The sequence below is a fragment of the Tahibacter amnicola genome (assembly GCF_025398735.1).
Lineage (GTDB): Bacteria > Pseudomonadota > Gammaproteobacteria > Xanthomonadales > Rhodanobacteraceae > Tahibacter > Tahibacter amnicola.
The window spans coordinates 5,986,348-6,001,527 of the sequence record NZ_CP104694.1 but is presented as its reverse complement, the minus strand read 5'-3'; the positions used below and the strand labels follow the sequence as shown (position 1 = coordinate 6,001,527).

Annotated in this window: 12 protein-coding genes; 7 read left to right on the top strand and 5 right to left on the bottom strand. The window is 64.3% G+C overall.

The genetic code is table 11. From position 1 onward, the window contains the following. The first annotated feature begins 1 nt into the window (after position 1). The 3 genes from ftsA to lpxC all read left to right on the top strand — a co-directional run bounded on the left by ftsA (position 2) and on the right by lpxC (position 3,947). Positions 2 to 1,237, top strand: coding sequence for a cell division protein FtsA (ftsA, locus tag N4264_RS23710; protein WP_261694682.1), 1,236 nt, complete (start codon positions 2 to 4; stop codon positions 1,235 to 1,237). A gap of 298 nt (positions 1,238 to 1,535) precedes the next feature. Next, positions 1,536 to 2,714 (top strand): cell division protein FtsZ, encoded by a 1,179-nt coding sequence (ftsZ, locus tag N4264_RS23705; protein ID WP_261694681.1) that lies wholly within the window; start codon positions 1,536 to 1,538, stop codon positions 2,712 to 2,714. 321 nt (positions 2,715 to 3,035) lie between these two features. Beyond that, positions 3,036 to 3,947: a UDP-3-O-acyl-N-acetylglucosamine deacetylase gene (lpxC, locus tag N4264_RS23700; RefSeq protein WP_261694680.1), complete on the top strand. Its 912-nt coding sequence runs from the start codon at positions 3,036 to 3,038 to the stop codon at positions 3,945 to 3,947. A 57-nt stretch (positions 3,948 to 4,004) separates the two neighbouring features. Here lpxC and N4264_RS23695 read toward each other — a convergent pair whose 3' ends face one another. Further along, a complete protein-coding gene (locus N4264_RS23695; protein ID WP_261694679.1) occupies positions 4,005 to 4,490 on the bottom strand; it encodes a DciA family protein in 486 nt (161 codons plus the stop codon). Between N4264_RS23695 and N4264_RS23690 the strand changes: the two genes are divergently transcribed. The 3 genes from N4264_RS23690 to N4264_RS23680 all read left to right on the top strand — a co-directional run bounded on the left by N4264_RS23690 (position 4,489) and on the right by N4264_RS23680 (position 9,475). Then, positions 4,489 to 5,427, top strand: a complete 939-nt coding sequence (locus N4264_RS23690) for a M23 family metallopeptidase (RefSeq protein ID WP_261694678.1) — start codon at positions 4,489 to 4,491, stop codon at positions 5,425 to 5,427. The two genes, N4264_RS23695 and N4264_RS23690, sit on opposite strands and share 2 nt — an antisense overlap. 247 nt (positions 5,428 to 5,674) lie before the next feature. Beyond that, entirely contained in the window at positions 5,675 to 8,398 is a 2,724-nt protein-coding gene (secA, locus tag N4264_RS23685; RefSeq protein WP_261694677.1) for a preprotein translocase subunit SecA, read from the top strand. Between the two features lie 111 nt (positions 8,399 to 8,509). Further along, a complete protein-coding gene (locus N4264_RS23680; protein WP_261694676.1) occupies positions 8,510 to 9,475 on the top strand; it encodes a Nudix family hydrolase in 966 nt (321 codons plus the stop codon). A gap of 12 nt (positions 9,476 to 9,487) precedes the next feature. On the opposite strand, the gene coaE is transcribed toward N4264_RS23680, so the two are convergent. From coaE to pilB, 4 genes are read right to left on the bottom strand one after another with little or no spacing between them, the layout of a single operon-like run. After that, complete coding sequence (gene coaE, locus N4264_RS23675) at positions 9,488 to 10,096, bottom strand: dephospho-CoA kinase (RefSeq protein WP_343231978.1); 609 nt, start codon at positions 10,094 to 10,096, stop codon at positions 9,488 to 9,490. 35 nt (positions 10,097 to 10,131) lie between these two features. Then, on the bottom strand, positions 10,132 to 11,070 hold the full coding sequence (locus N4264_RS23670) for a prepilin peptidase (RefSeq protein WP_261694674.1): 939 nt from the start codon (positions 11,068 to 11,070) through the stop codon (positions 10,132 to 10,134). Between the two features lie 5 nt (positions 11,071 to 11,075). Continuing rightward, positions 11,076 to 12,320 carry a type II secretion system F family protein gene (locus tag N4264_RS23665; protein ID WP_261697691.1) on the bottom strand — a complete coding sequence of 415 codons (1,245 nt, stop codon included), beginning with the start codon at positions 12,318 to 12,320 and terminating at the stop codon, positions 11,076 to 11,078. A 33-nt stretch (positions 12,321 to 12,353) separates the two neighbouring features. Beyond that, positions 12,354 to 14,087 (bottom strand): type IV-A pilus assembly ATPase PilB, encoded by a 1,734-nt coding sequence (gene pilB / locus N4264_RS23660; protein WP_261694673.1) that lies wholly within the window; start codon positions 14,085 to 14,087, stop codon positions 12,354 to 12,356. A gap of 237 nt (positions 14,088 to 14,324) precedes the next feature. Between pilB and N4264_RS23655 the strand changes: the two genes are divergently transcribed. Next, positions 14,325 to 15,179 (top strand): glycosyltransferase family 2 protein, encoded by an 855-nt coding sequence (locus N4264_RS23655; RefSeq protein ID WP_261694672.1) that lies wholly within the window; start codon positions 14,325 to 14,327, stop codon positions 15,177 to 15,179. Position 15,180: the final 1 nt, after the last annotated feature.

The window sequence follows — 15,180 nt, the reverse complement described above, 5'->3', positions numbered from 1 at the left end:
CATGAATCGCAAGAGCGAGAAATCGTTGATCGTCGGCCTGGACATCGGCACGTCCAAGACGGTGGCCATCGTCGGCGAATTCCAGCCGGGCGAGCCGGTGGAGATCATTGGCGTCGGCTCGCATGCCTCGCGCGGGCTCAAGCGCGGCGTGGTGGTGGATATCGAATCGACGGTGCAGTCGATCCAGCGCGCGATCGAGGAAGCCGAGCTGATGGCCGGCTGCGAGATTCGCTCGGTCTACGCGTCGATTTCCGGCAGCCATATAAAAGATGAGAACTCGCACGGCACGGCGCCGATCCGTGACAAGGAGGTCACCCCGGCCGACCTGGATGCCGTACTCAACGCGGCCAGCGCGCTGGCGATACCGGGCGACCGGTGGGTGCTCTACAAGGAGCCGCAGGAGTATCTGATCGACGGCCAGGAAGGGATCCGTCGTCCCGTCGGCATGTCCGGCGTGCGCCTGGAGGCCAATGTGCACCTGGTCACCGGTGCGGCGAGCGCGGCGCAGAACATCATGAAGTCGATCCAGCGCTGCGGGCTGACCGTCGACGAGCTGGTGCCCTCGGCCATTGCCTCCGCGCGTGCGGTGCTCACTTCCGACGAGCGCGAGCTGGGCGTATGCCTGGTCGACATCGGCGCGGGCACCACCGACATGGCGATCTACACCCAGGGCGCGATCCGTCACACGGCGGTGCTGCCGATCGGTGGCGACCAGGTCACCAACGATATCGCCCAGTTCGTGCGCACGCCGACGGCGAATGCCGAAGAGATCAAGATCCGCTACGCGTGCGCCCTCGCGCAGCTGGCGACGGCGGAGGAAACCATCCAGGTGCCCAGCGTGGGCGACCGTCCGCCGCGGCGGCTCGCGCGCCAGACCCTGGCCGAAGCCGTGCAGCCGCGCTACGAGGAAATCTTCGAGATGGCCCAGGCGGAGCTGCGCCGCTCGGGCCTGGAGGAGCTGACCCGCGCCGGCATCGTGCTGACCGGCGGCGGCGCCAAGATGGAAGGCGTCGTCGAGCTCGCCGAAGAGCTGTTCCACATGCCGGTACGCCTGGGCGTGCCGCAGCACGTCAGCGGCCTGGCTGATGTCGTTTCCAACCAGATTCACGCCAGTGGCGTCGGCTTGCTGCTGTACGGCGCGGGCCGCGAAGCCGTGCGTCGGCCGGCGGGCGCGGGAGTGGCGCGGGTCGGTGGCCTGTGGGGCAAGGTGATGAACTGGTTCAAGGGCAATTTCTGAAGACGTTATCGGCGACGCGCATCAGCGCGGCGCTGGAAGAGCAGGGTCAGGACGACCGGAAAGGGCAGGGAGCCGGTGAAGTGTGGGACCAGGCAGGGACGTCGCTTCCGTTCGCCCCTGAACGAGCGGAAGGAGCCGGCTGGGCCGGCAAGGGTCGGAAAGGCCACGGCAGGAGGCCGTGGAGCCGGATGAGACGTCCGGCAACCGGAGAACGCGCCTGTTCTCCGTGGCGTCGGTGGAACACGTGTTCCGCGCGGCGCGAACCATTAGCTCGTAATAACACCGGAGGATGGGAGACATGTTTGAACTCGTAGAACGACTGGCACCCAATGCGGTGATCAAGGTGATCGGCGTGGGCGGCGGCGGTGGCAATGCCGTGGCGCACATGGTTCAACAGCACGTCGAGGGCGTGGATTTTGTCTGTGCCAACACGGACGCCCAGGCGATCAAGAACAGCGGCGCGAAGCTGGCGCTGCAGCTGGGCGGCAACGTGACCAAGGGCCTGGGGGCCGGCGCGAATCCGGAAGTCGGCCGCCAGGCCGCCCTGGAAGACCGCGAGCGCATCGTGGAGATGCTGCAGGGTGCGGACATGGTCTTCATCACCGCCGGCATGGGCGGTGGTACTGGCACGGGCGCCGCGCCCGTGGTGGCGCAGCTGGCCAAGGAAATGGGCATCCTGACGGTCGCGGTGGTGACCAAGCCCTTCCCGTTCGAAGGCCGCCGGCGCATGCAGGTGGCGCTCAAGGGCATCGAGGATCTGAGTCAGCACGTCGACTCGCTGATCACCGTGCCGAACGAAAAGCTGCTGACGGTGCTCGGGCGCGACGTGACCTTGCTGTCAGCGTTCAAGCAGGCCAACGACGTGCTGCTGGGCGCGGTGCAGGGCATTGCGGATCTGATTACGCGCCCGGGCCTGATCAACGTCGACTTCGCCGACGTGCGCACGGTCATGTCCGAGATGGGCATGGCGATGATGGGCACTGGCGCGGCGCGCGGTGACGACCGTGCGGTCGCGGCCGCGGAAGCAGCGATCAACAACCCCCTGCTGGAAGACGTCAACCTCGCCGGGGCCTGCGGCATCCTGGTGAACGTCACGGCCGGCCCGAACCTCACGATGCGCGAGTTCGACGAGATTGGCCAGGTCATCCACGGATTTGCCAGCGAGGACGCCACGGTCGTCATCGGCACCGCGCTTGATCCGGAACTCCAGGACGAAGTGCGCGTGACGGTCGTGGCGACGGGCCTCAACCGTGCGGCCGCCCGGCAGGTGGTGCGCAAGGAAGAAGCGGCGGTGCGTCCGCGCCTGGTGCTGCGTACCGGCACCGGCAACGAAGTGGTCGACTACGCGCAGCAGCCCGCGACACGTGTGGCCGGTCCCGCGGCCCGCCACGTGACGATGGCGGAAACGCAGACGGCTGCGGAACCGGCCATGGACTACCTGGATATCCCGGCCTTCCTGCGTCGCCAGGCGGACTGATCGAACCACGGCTCCAGCCGCCGGCGGCGAGTGCCCCGACCCGCATCCTCCCGGATGCGGCCGGCACCGTGTCCGTGACGGCCGGGCGTGGAAAACGCAAAAACGCGGCGATGGCGACAGGCGCCGTCATCGTCCTGACTCTGTCCTTTGGTGGGCGGTGTGCGGTCTGCACACCGCCTTTTTTGTGCCCTAAGTCACAGGTAGTGTTGCGTTGACGCAACAGATTGTGGGCCTGGCGCGTCGTTTTGCTTTTCTGTCATAAAGCCCTGTGCTAGCATCCGGACCGTTTTGTTGGCTCCTGCCCCAGGGGACCTCTAAAGAATGATCAGACAACGCACGCTCAAGAACGTCATTCGAGCGACGGGCGTAGGCATCCACACCGGCGAAAAGGTCTACATGACCCTTCGTCCGGCGGCGGTGGACACCGGCATTGTTTTCCGCCGGGTCGACCTGACCGATCCCGTGGAAATCCATGCCCGTGCCGAGAATGTCGGTGACACCAGCCTGTCCAGCACCCTGACCAAGGGAACGACACGCGTATCGACAGTCGAACATCTGCTGTCCGCGATGGCGGGACTGGGCATCGACAACGCCTATGTCGATCTGTCGGCGTCGGAAGTGCCCATCATGGACGGCAGTGCCGGTCCGTTCGTCTTCCTGCTCCAGTCGGCAGGGATTGAAGAACAGTCCAAGGCCAAGCGGTTCATCCGCATCAAGAAGCCGGTCAAGGTCCAGGATGGCGACAAGTGGGCCCGCTTCGAGCCGTTCGACGGCTTCAAGGTCGGCTTCTCCATCGATTTCAACCATCCGATCTTCACCAAGAAGACGTCGGTCGCCGAGATCGACTTCTCGACCACCTCTTTTGTGAAGGAAGTCTCGCGTGCCCGTACCTTCGGGTTTATGCGCGACATCGAAATGTTGCGGGAACGGAACCTGGTTCTCGGTGGGTCGATGGACAACGCCATCGTCCTCGACGATTATCGGGTGCTCAACGAAGACGGTCTGCGCTACGAGGACGAATTCGTCAAACACAAGATCCTCGACGCGATCGGCGACCTGTATCTGCTCGGACACAGCCTTATTGGCGCGTTCTACGGCCACAAGTCGGGACACCAATTGAACAACCAGCTGCTTCGTACGCTGCTTGCCGATGTATCGGCGTGGGAGGAAGTCTGCTTCGACGATCCTGCCACAGCGCCGATTTCCTACGCCCACCCTGCCCAGGCGCTGTAGGAGTCACCTGCGGCGGCAGCCACGCCGCAGGGTTCTGGTACGTAAAGGAAACAAAAACTACTCGGCAAGGGATGCCATACGTAGAAATAGGGCCCGTAATTCCGGGTCTGCCAGTGTGACCGCCGCCTTGCTCAGATGCTCGGCAGTGGTGCGGGAAAGCGGCTTCCGCCTTGACGGTTCCGGGGGAACGGACGGCAAGGGTGCCACTTTGACGGTGAATGTCTTGAACGGCTTGCCCAGCGCTTTTTGCGCCTCGGCAAGGATGGGCGCCTGGTGAAGCCGAAGCTTCGCCGCCCACGTCGAGGTGTTCGCCAGAAAAACAACACGACCGGAACGGGCGTCGGCCAGGCAGCAATGCGGGCGGATGGCCGGGGGAAGTGTCAGGCGCAATCGAAGATCCAGCGCTTCCAGTGCTCGCGCGCGCTCGATGAGGGCAGCGACAGGGGACGTCTCCCCGATGGCTTTCAGGCCATCCGTGGAGCGTCGTGCGGAAGCGGGTTTTTTTGCTTGCATCACGGAAACCAGGCAGAACGAATTGGGCATGAACATCATAATCGTCGCGAAGCCGCACGCCGTACCGAAATCTATCGATCTCGGCTGCTGGCGGACCCGAATCAAGTGTGCCGCGGCACTCGGCACCGCCGCGATTGCCTGTGCCCTGCTCGGCGTGAGCGTGGCCTATACCATCGCCGGCCCGAAGAGCCGCGCCCTGGCAGAAGTGCAGGATCTGCGTGACGCCACGGCCACGCAGCTCAAGGAACTCGAGCAGGTCAAGATCAAGACGCAGCGCGATCTCGATGCGCTGGCGGTCAAGCTGGGCGAGCTGCAGGCCCACGCGACCCGGCTCAACGCCCTGGGCGAACGCCTTACCCGTGCCGGCAAGCTCGACGACGGAGAGTTCAATTTCGCCGAAGCGCCCAGCGTCGGTGGCCCGGAAGAAAACCTGCCGATCGGCCACGCCAGCGCACCCGCCCTGGAAGGCTCCATCGACGAACTGCGTGACCGCTTCTCGCGTCAGCAGGCCCAGCTGGAAGTCCTCGAAAACCTGTTGCTGGACCGCAAGGTCGAGTCGGATCTCCTGCCCAGCGGCATGCCGGTCGAATCCGGCTATATCTCCTCGTATTTTGGTGGCCGCCCCGACCCGTTCAGCGGCGCCAGTGCCTTCCATTCCGGTATCGACTTCGACGCCGCCGCCGGGGCGGACATCCACTCGGTCGCCGAGGGTGTAGTGAGCTGGTCCGGCCAGCGCCCGGGCTACGGCAATGTGGTCGAGGTCGACCACGGCAACGGCTACATGACGCGTTATGCCCACAATTCGCGCAATATCGCCGCAGTCGGCCAGCGCGTCCGCGTAGGCGACGTGATTGCCAAGGTCGGTTCGACGGGCCGGTCCACCGGTTCTCATGTGCATTTTGAAGTCTGGCTCAACGGTCGCGCGGTCAATCCCATCGCGTACGTGCGTAGCCAGCGCAAAGGTTGATCCACGTTCCGGCCGGGCCGTCGACAGACGGTCCGGTCTGGCCGCCGGCCGGTCGAGCCGCGGCCCATCCTGCCTCTGCCGTCCTGGCACGCGCGACGCCCCGGCCACTTGAATCGGCCCACCGGCGACCCACCATCCTTTTCCGAACACGGCTGGCGGCTTATCATCGTCGGTCTTCCCGAGCGTCCCGGCGGGGTCTCATGCGACCGCGCGGGTGCTTTCACCTTTTCTGAGCGACTGGATTTCCATGTTCAACCGTCTGATGACGAGCCTTTTCGGCAGCCGAAACGAACGCGTTCTGCGCCAGCTCAATAAGAACGTGGCGCAGATCAACGCGCTTGAGCCGGCGATGAAGGCCCTTTCCGATGCCGAGCTCAAGGGCAAGACCGACGAGTTCAAGAAGCGCTTGCAGGAAGGACAGACGCTCGACCAGCTCCTGCCGGAAGCCTTCGCCGTCTGCCGCGAGGCCTCGACCCGCGTGCTCGGCCTGCGCCACTACGACGTCCAGCTGATTGGCGGCATGGTGCTGCACTCCGGCCGCATCGCGGAAATGCGCACCGGCGAAGGCAAGACCCTGGTCGGTACGCTGGCGGTGTATCTCAATGCGCTGGACGGCAAGGGCGTCCACGTCGTCACGGTGAACGACTACCTCGCCAAGCGCGACTCGGGCTGGATGGGCAAGCTGTATACCTTCCTCGGCCTGAGCACCGGCGTGGTGTATCCGGGGATGCCCTACGAGGACAAGGCGGCTGCGTACCAGTGCGACATCACCTACGGCACGAACAATGAGTTCGGCTTCGACTACCTGCGCGACAACATGGCCACGTCGAAGGAGCAGCGCTACCAGCGCGGCCTCAACTACGCCATCGTCGACGAAGTCGACTCCATCCTGATCGACGAGGCCCGTACGCCGCTGATCATCTCCGGCCCGTCGGAGGAGTCGCCGCAGCTGTACGTGCGGATCAACCGCATCGTTCCCAAGCTGACGCGCCAGGAAAAGGAAGACGGCGAAGGCGACTACTGGGTTGACGAAAAGCAGAAGCAGGTGCACCTGTCGGAAGATGGCATGGAGCACGCCGAACAGCTGCTGCGCAAGGAAGGCATCGTCGGGGAAGACGAAGCCCTCTACGACTCCAAGCACCTGATCGTGGTGCACCACCTCAATGCCGCGCTGCGTGCCAACGCGCTGTACCAGCGCGATGTTGACTACATCGTGCGCGACGGCGAGGTGATCATCGTCGATGAGTTCACCGGGCGTACGCTGGCCGGCCGGCGCTGGTCCGATGGCCTGCACCAGGCGGTCGAAGCCAAGGAAGGCGTGCCGATCCAGCGCGAGAACCAGACGCTCGCCACGATTACCTTCCAGAACTACTTCCGCATGTACAAGAAGCTGTCCGGCATGACCGGCACGGCGGACACGGAAGCCTACGAATTCCAGCAGGTCTACGGCCTGGAGTGCGTCGTGATCCCGACGCACCGCCCGATGGTCCGCAAGGACTCCCCGGATCTGGTGTTCCTCAAGCAGGCGCCGAAGTGGCAGGCGATCGTCGAAGACATCCGCGAGTGCCAGAAGCGCAAGCAGCCGGTCCTGGTCGGTACGGCCTCGATCGAAGCGTCTGAATTCCTCTCCAAGATGCTGCAGAAGGAAGGCGTGCCGCACGAGGTGCTCAACGCCAAGCAGCACGAGCGCGAGGCGCACATCGTGGCCCAGGCCGGCCGTCCGGGCGCGGTGACGATTGCCACCAACATGGCCGGTCGCGGTACCGACATCGTTCTGGGCGGAAGCCTGGAAGCGGAGCTGGCGCTGCTGCCGGAAGACGCTCCGCAGGCCGAGCGCGATCGCGTGAAGGCCGAATGGAAAAAGCGTCACGACGAAGTGCTGGCCGCGGGCGGTCTGCACATCGTCGGCACGGAGCGGCACGAATCCCGCCGTATCGACAACCAGCTGCGTGGCCGCTCCGGTCGCCAGGGCGACCCGGGTTCCAGCCGCTTCTATCTGTCGCTGGAAGACAACCTCATGCGCATCTTCTCGCGCGACTGGGTCGCCAAGTGGATGCAGATCTTCGGCATGAAGGAGAACGACGCACTGGAAGATCGCATGGTCAGCCGGCAGATCGAGAAGGTGCAGCGCAAGGTCGAACAGCACAACTTCGACATCCGCAAGAACCTGCTCGAATTCGACGACGTCGCCAATGACCAGCGCAAGGTCATCTACGAACAGCGCAATGAGCTGCTCGACCAGGCGGATTTCGCCGAGACGGCCGTGCTGATCCGTCAGGACGTCTTCGACAGCCTCACACGCAGCTACGTGCCGGAGCACAGCGTCGACGAACAGTGGGACCTGGCCGGCCTGCAGAAAAAACTCACCGAAGACTTCGGCATCGAAATCGACATCAAGCGCTGGGTGGAGTCGCAGTCGGAAGTGGACGCCGACGGCATCGCCAAGTACGTGCGTGACGTGGTCGACCGCTTCTTCCGAGAGCGCGAGGCGATGATCGGTTCCGAGGTCATGCGTGCGCTCGAGAAGCACGTCATGCTCAATACGCTCGACAATTGCTGGAAGGAACACCTGGCCAGCATGGATTACCTGCGCCAGGGCATTCATCTGCGCGGGTACGCGCAGAAGCAGCCCAAGCAGGAATTCAAGCGCGAATCGTTCGAGCTGTTCCAGTCGATGCTCGAGCGCATCAAGCTGGAGACGACGACGCTGCTGGCGCGCGTGCGCATCCGCAGCGACGAGGAAATGCGCGCCGAGGAAGAGCGCCAGATGCGCATGGCCGCGCAGGCGCCGCTCAATTTCGCCCACGCGGAAACCTCCGGCTTCGCCAGCGAAGAGGAAGTGCTGGCTGCGACGGCCGCTGCGGCGACACCACCGGCCGAATTGACCGATGGCCCGAAGGTCGGCCGCAATGATCCGTGTCCCTGCGGGTCCGGCAAGAAATACAAGCAGTGCCACGGCCGGCTGGTCTGACGGTCGACCTGGCTTGAGTTCCCGGTTGCCCATGCCCCGCGCGGCGTCCGCCGCGCCGGGGCCGCGGTGCGATGGCGGCATTGGTGCCCGGCCGTCCCGGCGGGTCGTCTGATGACTGCACAGGATCCAGCGCTCACGATGACGACGCCGATGATTCATGTGGTCGCCGCCGCCCTGGTGGACGCCGAGGGGCGCGTGTTGCTGGCTCAGCGACCTGTCGGCAAGCACCTGGCTGGCTATTGGGAGTTTCCGGGCGGCAAGGTGGAGCCCGACGAGCCGCCCCTGCAGGCGCTCCGTCGCGAGATTCTCGAAGAGATCGGGGTGGAAATCGGAACGGCGGAATCCCTGATCCGCATCCCCTGGCATTACCCCGGAAAATCCATCCTGCTCGATGTCTACCGGGTCCGGGAATTCCACGGCGAACCCCGCTCCTGCGAGGGCCAGCCGCTGAAATGGGTACCGACGGCCGCGCTGGACATTCACGAGATGCCGCCCGCGGATCACCCGGTCATCAACGCCCTGCGCCTGCCGGATCGTTACTGGATCACCCCACAGCCGGCCGCGGACATCGAAGCGGCTGTCGCCCAGATCGACGCTGCGCTGGAGCGCGGCATCCGCCTGATCCAGCTTCGCGCCAAGGGCTATGATGAAAGCGCCCTGGCGGCGCTGGCCGAGGTCGCCCAGCGCCATGTGCGTGCGGCGGGGGGAAGGCTGTTGATCAACAGCCGCATCGATCTGGCCGAATCGCTGGGGCTCGATGGCGTCCACCTGACTTCGGCCCAGCTGAAATCCTGCAAGGAGCGACCGCTGCCGTCGCGCTTCCTGGTAGGCGCCTCGTGCCACGATACTGCCGAACTGACAGCGGCCCGGGAACTAGGCGTCGACTTCGCGGTGCTTGGACCGGTGCGATACACGCCCAGCCATCCGGATGCCGCTCCCCTCGGGTGGGCGCAGTTCGAGGCGCTGTGCGCGCAGAGCCTGATGCCGGTCTACGCCCTGGGCGGAATGCATCTGGACGACCTGGAATCCGCCCGCCGGTACGGTGGCCAGGGCATCGCCGGTATTTCCGGTTTCTGATCCCTGCCGCCCTCAGGGCGCCGTCTTCTGCTTCGTAACCGCCAGCTCGCAGTACCGCTGGTGCAGTGCTGCGACCGCCTCGTCGAGCTGCTCCAGAGAGCCGCTGTTCTCGATGACATCGTTGGCGATGGCCAGCCTTTGCTCGCGTGTCGCCTGGGCTTTAATCATCTGGCGCGCGAGTTCCGGCGTGATGGCGTCACGCGCCAGCAGCCGCGCCAGCTGGAGCTGGGGGTCGGCGTCGACGACCAGCACCCGGTCGGCCCAGGCATAGGCCGGCCAGGTTTCGGCGAGGAGCGGAATGGCGAGCAGACTGTAAAGCCCGCCGTCGCGGTCAACATGCTCACGCAGCCAACGGCGCACTTGCGGATGGATGATGGCCTCCAGATCGCGCCGGGCATCGGTGTCGGAGAACACGTGCCGACGCAGCGCCGCCCGATCGAGCGTGCCATCGGCTGCGAGCATCAGGGGGCCGAAGCGCTCCGCGATCTGCGCCAGGGCCGCCTGCCCCGGTGCGACGACCGCGCGTGCAGCCGCATCGGCGTCGTAGCAGTTCACCCCGCGACGCACAAAGGCATCGGTGACGGCTGTTTTGCCGCAGGCAATGCCACCGGTCACCGCCACGACGAACCGGCGTGGCGCAGTGGCTGCGCCACCATTCACCATGTCGGGCCGTACTGCAGGAACGTTGCCGTCAGCCGCTGGCCGGCGACCAGGTAGATCCATCCGGCGATGGCAATGAAGGGCCCGAAGGGAATCGGCGTCGAGCGGTCCTGGCCCCGGAAGTAGAGGATGAGCATGCCCAGGATGGCACCGACCAGCGAGGAGATCAGGATGATTGGCAGCAGGCTTACCGGCCCCAGCCAGGCGCCCAGGGCCGCGAGCAGCTTGAAGTCGCCATAGCCCATCCCTTCCTTGCCGGTCAGGAGCTTGAACGCCCAATACACGGACCACAGGCTCAGATAGCCGATCACCGCGCCCAGGATGGCGCTGGAAGGCGTCGCAAAGACGGGAATGAGCGAGAGCAGCAGGCCGACCCACAGCAGGGGAACGGTGATGTTGTCCGGCAATAGCTGGGTGTGGAAGTCGATCCCGGCCAGCGCAATGAGGCAGAAGGTCAGCGCTAGCGCGGCAGCGGCCTGCAGCGTGAAGCCGAACTGCCACACGACGACGAAGGCAGCGAATGCACTCAGCGCTTCGATCAGCGGGTATTGAATGGAGATCGGCGTCTTGCAGTAGCGGCATCGCCCGCCCAGCACCAGCCAGCTGACCAGGGGGATATTGTCCAGCGGCGACAGCGCGTGCTTGCAGACCGGGCAATGCGACGAGACGAACACGATGTCTGGCGGTGGCGTTTCCGCCGGTGCCGGGCTGTTATCGCTTGCCGACGGATCCGGGGTGGTGGTCGCCTCGGACGATGGCTGCGCTTCGGCAGGGGCGGTGCCCAGCCCCAGGAATTCGCGACTCTGGGCACGCCATTCGTGCATCAGCCGCGGCGGCAGCCGCAGGATCACGACGTTGAGGAAGCTGCCGACGATAAGCCCGAACAAGCTGGCCACCGCAAGCAGTGGCCAGCCTTCCAGATACAGATCCCCCACGTCGATCAGACGACGGAGGCGAGTTTGAAAATCGGCAGGTACATGCCGACGACCATGCCGCCGACGAGTGTGCCGATGATCACCATGATGAACGGTTCGAGCAGACTGGACAGTGCGTCGACGGCGTTGTTGACTTCCTGTTCGTAGAAGTCGGCGACCTTGAAGAGCATTGTGTCGAGGGCACCGGATTCCTCGCCGATCGCGACCATCTGCACGACCATGTTCGGGAACAGGTTGACCTGGCGCATCGCCAGCTGCAGCTGGTGGCCGATGGCAACGTCCTCGCGGATCCGCTTGACCGCTTCGTTGTAGACCGGACTGCCGGTGGCGCCAGCGACGGAGTCCAGTGCTTCGACCAGTGGCACGCCGGCGCGGAAGGTGACGCCCAGGGTGCGGGCGAAGCGGGCCACCGCGGACTGGTGCAGGATCTGTCCGATGACCGGCAGCTTGAGCACGGCGCGCGCCATGAAGCGGGAGAACGGCTTGGAGCGCTTGTACAGCATGATCAGGCCGCCGACGGTGCCGCCTGCTATGAGCAGGGCGGCCCACCAATAGGTCGTCATGAATTTCGACGCGTTGACGATCATCTGCGTGAATGCCGGCAGTTCCGCGCCGAAATTGGCGAAGACCGCTTCAAACTGCGGAACCACGAAGATCAGCAGGATCGACGACACGAGAATGGCGACTGCGATAACCAGTGCCGGATAGAACAGGGCTTTCTTGATCTTGCCCTTCAGGGCTTCGATGTTCTCTTTGTAGTTGGCGACGGTGTCGAGCACCGTGTCGAGCACACCGGCCGACTCGCCCGCCTTGACCAGGTTGCAATAGAGTTCATCGAACTGCACCGGGAACTTGCCGAGTGCTTCATACAACGTGGAACCGCCTTCGATATCGGTCTTGATGGCCAGCAGCATGTTTTTCATGCGCGGGTTCGACTGGCCGCCCGCGATGATGTCGAAGCCCTGCACCAGCGGAACACCGGCGGTCATCATGACGGCGATCTGGCGGCTGAACACGGCGATTTCGCGCGCCGAGATGGTGCGGCCACTGGAGCCGAAAAGCGCCTTGGGCTTGGTCTTGACCGACTGCGGATTGATGCCCTGGCGGCGCAGCTCGGCCTTGACCATGCTGGCGTTCTTGGCCGCGTACTCGCCCTTGATCTTCGAGCCACGCTTGTCCACACCGACCCAGACAAATGTCTGCAGTTGGCTGACCTCGGCGCGCGCGCGACCCTTCTGCGCTGCCGTCATCTTGCTGGTTGCCGTTGCGGTAGCCATAGCTGCTTAGTCCTTGGTGACGCGGTTGATCTCGGCAAGGCTGGTGACGCCCTGCTTCACCTTGAGCATTGCGGATGCGCGCAAGTCCCGGATGCCCGCCGCGCGGGCCGCGTCGGCGATCTGCATGGCATTTCCCCCGGCCAGGATGATTCGGGTGATCTCCTCGGCCAGCGGCATGACCTGGTACACGCCGACCCGGCCTTTATACCCATCGTTGCAGCCAGAACAACCGACTGCATCAAAGATCTGCAATCCGGTAAGTTCTTCCTGGGTAAAACCTTCCGCCAGCAGTGCCGCGGGGGGCAGAACCAGCGGTGCCTTGCAGTCGTGCAGGCGCCGCGCCAGACGCTGGGCGATCACCAGGGTGACCGACGAGGTGATGTTGTAGGGCGCAATGCCCATGTTCATCAGGCGCGAAATCGTCTGCGGGGCATCATTGGTGTGCAGCGTCGAGAGCACCATGTGGCCGGTCTGCGCCGCTTTCACCGCGATCTCGGCGGTTTCCAGGTCGCGGATCTCGCCCACCATGATGACGTCCGGATCCTGGCGGAGGAACGAGCGCAACGCGGCGGCGAAGGTCATGCCGCGCTTCTGGTTCTGCTGGACCTGGTTGATGCCGGGGACGCGGATTTCCACCGGATCTTCGACAGTGGAGATATTGCGTCCTTCGGTGTTGAGAATATTGAGCGCTGTATACAGTGATACTGTCTTGCCCGAGCCCGTGGGGCCGGTGACCAGGACCATGCCGTAGGGTTTCTCGATAGCGTCGAGGAAGAGCTTTTTCTGGTCTTCCTCGTAACCGAGCTTTTCGATGCCCAGCTTGGCGGCCGATGCGTCGAGAATACGCAGCACCACCTTTTCGCCGAACAGCGTCGGGCAGGTGCTGACGCGGAAGTCGATTGCTTTGCCCTTTGACAGGTTGAGCTTGATGCGGCCGTCCTGCGGAACGCGCCGCTCGGCGATATCCAGTCCCGACATGACTTTCAGTCGGGAAGAAATACGCGGGCTCAGCTTGGCCGGCGGCGAGGCCACCTTGCGCAGGATGCCGTCCATGCGCAGACGCACCCGGTACTCGAATTCGTAGGGTTCGAAATGGATGTCCGAGGCGCCGCGCTTGATCGCGTCGACGAGCACCTTGTTGACGAAACGGACGATGGGCGTGTCGTCAGTGCCGGAAGCATCGACACCGCCACCACCGCTGCTGGCGGAATCGTCGACTTCATCGCCGGCATTCATGTCCAGCGATTCCAGTCCGGCGTCGGCCTCCATGTCGGCGACGGTCCCGCCCTGGCTCAGCGCCTGGTCGATCGCACGTGCGAGGCCCTGTTCGTCGAGCAGGATCGGCTCCACCGTGTGATTGGAGGCGAACTTGATATCGTCGAGGGCGCGCAGGTTGGTGGGGTCGGAAACGCCGACGAACAGCCGGTTGCCGCGCTTGAACAAGGGCAGCGCGCGATGCTTGGTGATCAGCTCCTCGCTGACCAGCTTGGTCGGCAGCTGCGCGAAATCGATTGCGCCAGCGTCATACAGCGGAACGCCGAACTCGGCGGAAGCGGCAATGGCGACGGTGCGGCTGTCGACCAGTCCGTTTTCGATCAGGAAGGTTCCCAGTGGAATCTTCTGCTTGCTCGAGGTTTCCGTCGCGCGACGCGCGTCGGCTTCCGACAGCGACCCTTCGGTGACCAGGCGTCGTGCGACGCCTGTCAGTCCGGCGAGCGATGCAGCGTTGATCGTGGCCATAGGAATTCCGCGTAAACCCCCGAAACTACGGAGAATGTACTCCAAATCCGGCAGGGCTCAAAACCGGCTGAACGAATCTGTGACGCAGTTGCAAGAACCCTTTCGAATCAAACTGTTGAAGCTCGACCCGGCGGAGGCTCCGCGCGCGGCCGCCGCCGCGCCGTGGCGTGGCGGAGTCGACGGCAGCGGGGGCTGGCCTTCGCGTATGATCGCATCTGGTCCGGATACCACCACCTCATGTCCATCAGCATAGTCCTTCCCGCGAAGAATGAGGCGGCCGCACTTCGCCATTTGCTGCCGAAGTTGCGCCAGGCACGACCGGACGACGAAATCATCGTTGTCGACGACGGGTCCACCGACGATACTCGCGAGGTCTGCCAGGCGAGTGCCGTGAAGGTCATCAGCAGTCCCTATTCGATGGGCAATGGCGCGGCGATCAAGCGCGGCGCCCGCGCGGCAAGTGGCGATATCCTGGTCTTCATGGATGGCGATGGCCAGCACGACCCGGCCCTGATCGAGCGGCTGCTCGCCCGGCTGGACGACGGGTTTGACATGGTCGTGGGTGCCCGTGACTGGTCCGGGCAGGCGGGAGTCGGACGCGGCATCGCCAATACCGTCTACAACCGGCTGTCCTCGTGGATGACCGAGCACACCATTCACGACCTCACCTCGGGCTTTCGTGTCGTGCGCGCGGATAAATTCCGCGAGTTCCTGCACCTGCTGCCGAACGGGTTTTCCTATCCGACGACGATAACCATGGCGTTTTTCCGCAGCGCCTACCCGGTGGCCTACGTGCCTATCCCGGTGGCGCGGCGTGTCGGCAAGAGCCATATCCGGCCGATCCGCGACGGGCTGCGCTTCCTCCTGATCATTTTCAAGATCGCGACGTTGTACTCGCCGCTCAAGCTGTTCATGCCGATATCGATGCTGTTCCTGTTTACCGGCCTCGGCTACTACGGGTACACGTTCTACGAGTACCACCGATTCACCAACATGAGCGCGCTGCTGCTCAGCGCGGCGGTCATTGTCTTTCTCATCGGCCTGATCTCCGAGCAGATCACGTCGCTGACCTACCGCCCAGGCCAGGATTGAC

Bases quoted from the DNA above. Each gene is read 5' to 3' on its own strand.
- ftsA (WP_261694682.1), top strand. From the start codon at position 2: ATGAATCGCAAGAGCGAGAAATCGTTGATCGTCGGCCTGGACATCGGC.
- ftsZ (WP_261694681.1), top strand. From the start codon at position 1,536: ATGTTTGAACTCGTAGAACGACTGGCACCCAATGCGGTGATCAAGGTG.
- lpxC (WP_261694680.1), top strand. From the start codon at position 3,036: ATGATCAGACAACGCACGCTCAAGAACGTCATTCGAGCGACGGGCGTA.
- N4264_RS23690 (WP_261694678.1), top strand. From the start codon at position 4,489: ATGAACATCATAATCGTCGCGAAGCCGCACGCCGTACCGAAATCTATC.
- N4264_RS23695 (WP_261694679.1), bottom strand. From the start codon at position 4,490: ATGCCCAATTCGTTCTGCCTGGTTTCCGTGATGCAAGCAAAAAAACCC.
- secA (WP_261694677.1), top strand. From the start codon at position 5,675: ATGTTCAACCGTCTGATGACGAGCCTTTTCGGCAGCCGAAACGAACGC.
- N4264_RS23680 (WP_261694676.1), top strand. From the start codon at position 8,510: ATGACTGCACAGGATCCAGCGCTCACGATGACGACGCCGATGATTCAT.
- N4264_RS23665 (WP_261697691.1), bottom strand. From the start codon at position 12,320: ATGACGGCAGCGCAGAAGGGTCGCGCGCGCGCCGAGGTCAGCCAACTG.
- pilB (WP_261694673.1), bottom strand. From the start codon at position 14,087: ATGGCCACGATCAACGCTGCATCGCTCGCCGGACTGACAGGCGTCGCA.
- N4264_RS23655 (WP_261694672.1), top strand. From the start codon at position 14,325: ATGTCCATCAGCATAGTCCTTCCCGCGAAGAATGAGGCGGCCGCACTT.